This window comes from Mesorhizobium sp. M4A.F.Ca.ET.022.05.2.1 (assembly GCF_003998845.1).
GTDB lineage: Bacteria > Pseudomonadota > Alphaproteobacteria > Rhizobiales > Rhizobiaceae > Mesorhizobium.
Window position 1 is genome coordinate 1 of the sequence record NZ_RZOJ01000437.1, and the last position, 5,015, is coordinate 5,015.

Annotated in this window: 4 protein-coding genes; 1 reads left to right on the forward strand and 3 read right to left on the reverse strand. The window is 65.7% G+C overall.

The window, feature by feature from the left end:
- Window positions 1–1,065 (forward strand): adenine deaminase C-terminal domain-containing protein (locus tag EN745_RS29855; RefSeq protein ID WP_145992207.1); only part of this gene is annotated, 1,065 nt, incomplete at its 5' end.
- A gap of 71 nt (window positions 1,066–1,136) precedes the next feature.
- On the opposite strand, the gene EN745_RS29860 is transcribed toward EN745_RS29855, so the two are convergent.
- The 3 genes from EN745_RS29860 to EN745_RS29870 form a co-directional block, all read right to left on the reverse strand.
- Window positions 1,137–2,411 carry an NAD(P)/FAD-dependent oxidoreductase gene (locus EN745_RS29860; RefSeq protein WP_126055402.1) on the reverse strand — a complete coding sequence of 425 codons (1,275 nt, stop codon included), beginning with the start codon at window positions 2,409–2,411 and terminating at the stop codon, window positions 1,137–1,139.
- A gap of 194 nt (window positions 2,412–2,605) precedes the next feature.
- Entirely contained in the window at window positions 2,606–3,985 is a 1,380-nt protein-coding gene (locus EN745_RS29865; RefSeq protein ID WP_126055403.1) for an aminotransferase class V-fold PLP-dependent enzyme, read from the reverse strand.
- Window positions 3,986–4,064: 79 nt separating this feature from the next.
- Entirely contained in the window at window positions 4,065–4,793 is a 729-nt protein-coding gene (locus EN745_RS29870) for a GNAT family protein (protein WP_127422901.1), read from the reverse strand.
- Between the last annotated feature and the right edge of the window lie 222 nt (window positions 4,794–5,015).

A 5,015-nucleotide genomic window follows, 5' to 3' on the forward strand; every position in this document is an offset into this window, starting at 1 on the left:
CGCGTCCGCACCGACCGCGAGACCACGACCGCGGCCGAGGCACGCGAAAAGCTCGCCAAGGGCATGGCGATCCTGATCCGCGAGGGCTCGGCCTCGAAGGACCTCGACGCGCTGGCCGAGATCCTCGACGCCGATACGTCGAGCTTCGTCGCGCTGTGCACCGACGACCGCAATCCGCTCGACATCGCCGAGGAAGGCCATCTCGATTCCTCGATCCGGCGGCTGATCGCCAAGGGCCGGCCGCTGCATCATGTCTACCGCGCCGCCAGCCATTCCGCGGCGCGCATTTTCGGCCTCACCGATCGCGGCCTGGTGGCGCCCGGCTGGCGTGCCGACATCGCCCTGCTCGACGACCTCGAGGACTGCCGGGTGAGCGATGTCGTCTCCGCGGGACGGCTGGTGACGCCGGACCTGTTCGAGACCCGAGGCACGGTGGCGCCGGTCGGCCTCGGCTCGGTGAAGGCGAAGCCGGTCACGGCGGATGCCTTCCGCGTCGAGGCCAGGGCGGGCCGCAACCAGACGCCGGTGATCGCGATCAAGCCCGGCCTGATCATCACCTTCCGCGAGGACGCCGCCCTGCCCGTCCTCGATCAGTGCCTGCAGGCCGACCCCGAGGCCGACATCCTCAAGGCCGCGGTGGTCGAGCGGCACGGCAGGAACGGCAATATCGGCAAGGGTTTTGTCCGGGGCATCGGCCTGAAGCGCGGCGCCATCGCCTCCTCGATCGGCCATGACTGCCACAACATCACCGTGGTCGGCGCCACCGACGCCGACATGGCGGTTGCGGTCAACCGGCTGATCGAGATGGGCGGCGGCATGGCGGTGGCCGACAACGGCGTCATCACCGCAGAACTGGCGCTGCCGCTGGCCGGGCTGATGAGCCTGGAACCCTTCGAGACCGTCACCCATGCCCTGCATCAGTTGCGCGAGGCGACGCGCGACATCGGCTGCACGATCCCCGAACCCTTCCTGCAGGTGGCGTTCCTGGCACTGCCGGTGATCCCGCATCTCAAGCTCACCGACATGGGCCTGTTCGACGTCGACAGGTTCGGCTTCGTCGAGTGAGGCGACCGGCACCTGCCGGCGCAGCAAAAGGCATGCGCTGTCGGGGCACGGTCGGGATCTAAATCCGTCCCTCACATCTCTCCGAAGTAACGAGCACGGGCCAGATCATCCGAGGGTGCCTCGGGTCCCAATCCGACGACATCCGGAACCCGCGTCGGATCGCCGGCAAAAAGCGCAAAGGCATGCTGGCGCCGCCGGTCGGCCGCCTCTCCGCGCTCGAACAGCAATGCTGTCTCCATCGCCTCCAGGCGTCGCATGCAGCCGTAGAAATCATCATGGTCGCCAGCGTAGGCCTCCGCCGCCGATCGCCAATCGGGGTTTTCGAGCAATCGGTCCCGCAGCAGCCGGACATCGCGGAGCGTCCGCGACAGCCCCCTGCCCCAGGCAGGGTCGGTGGCGGCCGCGGTATCGCCGACCAGAACAACCCCGTCGCGACTGGGCCTGTCGACCCATCGATGCGACCCGTCGAAGCTGGCAAACGGACCTGCCTGCCGTGCCCGGTCGAACCAGTGGGCGGGCGCGCCTGTCGCATGCAGCTGGCGTATCATCTCCTCCACCGAATGACGGCCGGAAAGGCGCTTCGGCAGAACATCCTTGTGGTAGATGAGATAGATGCGGTTGCGCCGGGGGGCAATTTTCATCGCGATTACCATGCGCCCGCCCATGGGATCATAGAAGAGATTGATCGTGTTTGCCCGCGGTGGGGCATTGCCGGCGAGAACCTCCGAACAATCGACGTCGCCCTCCAGGATCATGCCGGCCGTGATCAGCAGTTCGGGATCATGCCTCACCTCAAAGCCGAGAAGCGAGCGTAGACGCGAATCCCTGCCGTCCGCCAGAACGACCAGGCGCGCCGAGAGACCCTTTGCGTCGCTGCCGACGTGAACTCGTGGGACATCGCCAAATGTCACCGCCGAGACCACGCTTCCGCGCCTCACCTCCGTTCCCAGGCTCTCGGCATGTTTCAGCAGAACCGTTTGCATCTGCGGATGGGGAAACGTCATGCAACAGGTCCGGGAAGGCGTCGTCGCGATCAAGTCCCGCACAGCCTGCAGAGAGCCATCCCGGAATCTTGAATAGTAGGCCGCCTCGGTGGCGCAGCTTTCGAGAAGCAAAGCATAGACGCCCAGGCGCTGGGCCTCGAGACTTCCCCAGGGCATGAGAACCTCGCCGCGGATGCGGTCCCTGAATTCGTCCTGCTGTTCGACGATGAGAACGCGCGCGCCGCGACCGGCAAGGGCGATGGCCAGCGAGGATCCCGCAAGACCGCCACCAACAATGATCAGGTCATAGTCGGCGCCAGCGCCGTTGGGTAACGGCGTCCGGCCGTCTTCCCTCTCTGCCATGGCGGACTCCCAAAGTAATATTTCGTTTTTCTAATGTACTGTACCTTGCCTACAGCCACCACTTGAATTGCAACGATCACAAGGGGCTCGCCATCGAGGCCATCAGATCGGCAGTCGGCGAACTAGAGCTCTTTGTTTTGACGCAAATCCGGACGGAAAACCGTTTCACACTTTTCCCGGAATTGCTCCAAGCCTCAATCGTTGAGTTCGGCGGCTGCCGCGATCACCTCCGAGACGATTTCGAGCACATTGCCGTCCGTCGTCCGGTGGTTGACGAAGCACGCCCTGAGCGCGAACTGGTCGTGGACCGTCGCGTTCGACAGATAGACGCGACCGCGCGCGATCACGCGTCTCAGGATCGCCCTGTTGTCCTTGGCGCGATGACGGAAACAGACCGCGCTGAGCGGCACCGGCGCCAGAAGCTCCAGCTCCGGATGCGCCTCGACCGTCTCGGCCAGAAGCCGGGCATGGCGCAGGTCCTCGGCGATCGCCTCGCGAAAGGCGCGGCGCCCGTGATATTGCAGCGACAGCCAGAGCTTCAGCGCGCGGAAACGCCGCGACAGCTCGAACGACTGATCGAAGAAGGCGAAACCTTCCGTGGGATCCTGGCTCAGCAGGCCAACATAGTCGTCGCTGTGCGAAAACGTCCTGCGCGCGATGTCCGGGTGGCGATGCAGCAGGCAGCCGCAATCCAGTGGCTGATAAAGCCATTTGTGCGCATCGAGCGAGAGCGAATCCGCCAGCGCCAGCGAGTTGAGCGTCTCCGGCAGGGCCAGGGCCGCCAGAACGCCATACGCGCCGTCGACATGCAGCCACATGCCCTCGCGTCCGGCGATAGCGGCGATCTCGGGCAGCGGGTCGATGGCGCCGGAGACGATGGTGCCGACGGTGGCGACGATCGCGATCGGTATTCGTCCGGCCGCGCGATCGGCGGCGATGGCCGCCTGGAGGGCGTCCGGACGCATCCGGAACTGGTCGTCGACGGGAACCAGGCGCAGGTTCGCCCTGCCGATGCCGAGCAGCGCCACCGCCTTGGCAATGGACATGTGCACCTGCTCGGATGCATAGACCACGCCGCCGCGCACCCCTGTTTCATTGGCCGGCAGCTTTGCTTCACGCGCCATCGCCAGCGCCATCAGGTTTGCCGCCGAGCCGCCGCCGCACAGGCTGCCGGTGAATCCGGCGCAGCCGACCGCCTCCGCCAGCCAACCGACGACGGCGTGTTCGATCGATGTCGCCGCCGGCGCGGATCGCCACGAGGACACGTTCTGATTGAGCACCGCCGCCAGCAATTCTCCCACCGCCCCCACCGGCTCGCCGGAACCGAAGACGTAGGCGAAGAACCTGCCAGCGGATGGTCGCGCATGCTCGGCGATCAACTTGAAGTCGTGCAGGACGTCCCGGCCCCTGCCCTCCTCGGCCCAGGGCCGCGAGAAGAGTTCGGTTGTCTCCCTGCCGCTGGTCGACGGATAGGCCGGACGGTCATCGAGCGAGGCCCAATAGGTCGTGGCGAGGTCCATCGCCTCGTCCGCCAGCCGCGACAAATCCTGATTGGAGATTTCGAGCGCCTTCATAGCCTGCCCCCTTGATGCATGCGAAACCACTGGACTTGATTAGCACAAAACCGGCATCGCCACCGGCAAGGGTTTTCCGTCAGACCGGCAGCGGCGGATCCGCCGGCTCCCCGGGATCATGGCCGGCAGCCGAACGGATTTCGGTCAGCGACCAGATCTGCCGCCCATCGCGGAAGTTCGCGGGATCGAGCCAGGCCTCGAAGGCGGCGCGGCGGGCCGGCCATTCGCTGGAAAGCATCGAGTACATGCAGATGTCGCGCGGCTTGCCCTTCAGGAACAGGCTCTCGCGCAGCATGCCTTCATAGACGAAGCCGAGTCGGTCGGCCGCCTTGCGCGAGCGCTGGTTGGTCGAGGTGCAGGTCCATTCCAGGCGCCGGTAGCCGAGATCGTCGAAGACGTGGCGCAGGATGAGGTAGAGCGCTTCGGTGGCGAGCCGCGTGCGCTGCAGCGGCGGTGTGTAGAGCACATAGCCGAGCTCGACGACATGATGCGCGGGTCGCGCCTCCATCAGGCAGAGCCATCCGAGCGGCCCGCCATCGGGGCCATCGACGGCGAAGAAGGCGCGCTTGGGATCGGCCACCAGGACGGCGACTTGCTCGGCGAAGGCCCGTTCGGTGGCGAACGGCCCCACCTTCATGTCGACCCAGGTGGCGTGCGTGTGCTCGTCATGCGAGAGCAGGTAGAGTTGTGCCGCATCGCCCTCGGCGTCGAGCGGCCGCAGCCGCCCCCAGCGGCCGGCAAGCTCAATGGCCAAGGGAACCGGCGCATCACCCGGCGTGACCTCGTTCGGTTTCAGCTTGGATGACATTGTCTCGCATCTCTTTGTTTTGACGCAGTTGCGGACGGAAAGCCGTTTCACGCTTTTGCTGGCGTGCTCTAGTTCCAGTATCGGAACATCCTACCCATTCTGTTCGGCATGACGAAAATCTCCTCCGCGTGGGAAAAGCCGGCATCCCGCCCCATGCCGAGCCATGTGGCGGCGGTTTCCGGGAAATCGGCCAGCAGCATGTGCCGTTCCATGGCGGCGAAC

Bases quoted from the DNA above. Each gene is read 5' to 3' on its own strand.
- EN745_RS29860 (WP_126055402.1), bottom strand. From the start codon at position 2,411: ATGGCAGAGAGGGAAGACGGCCGGACGCCGTTACCCAACGGCGCTGGC.
- EN745_RS29865 (WP_126055403.1), bottom strand. From the start codon at position 3,985: ATGAAGGCGCTCGAAATCTCCAATCAGGATTTGTCGCGGCTGGCGGAC.
- EN745_RS29870 (WP_127422901.1), bottom strand. From the start codon at position 4,793: ATGTCATCCAAGCTGAAACCGAACGAGGTCACGCCGGGTGATGCGCCG.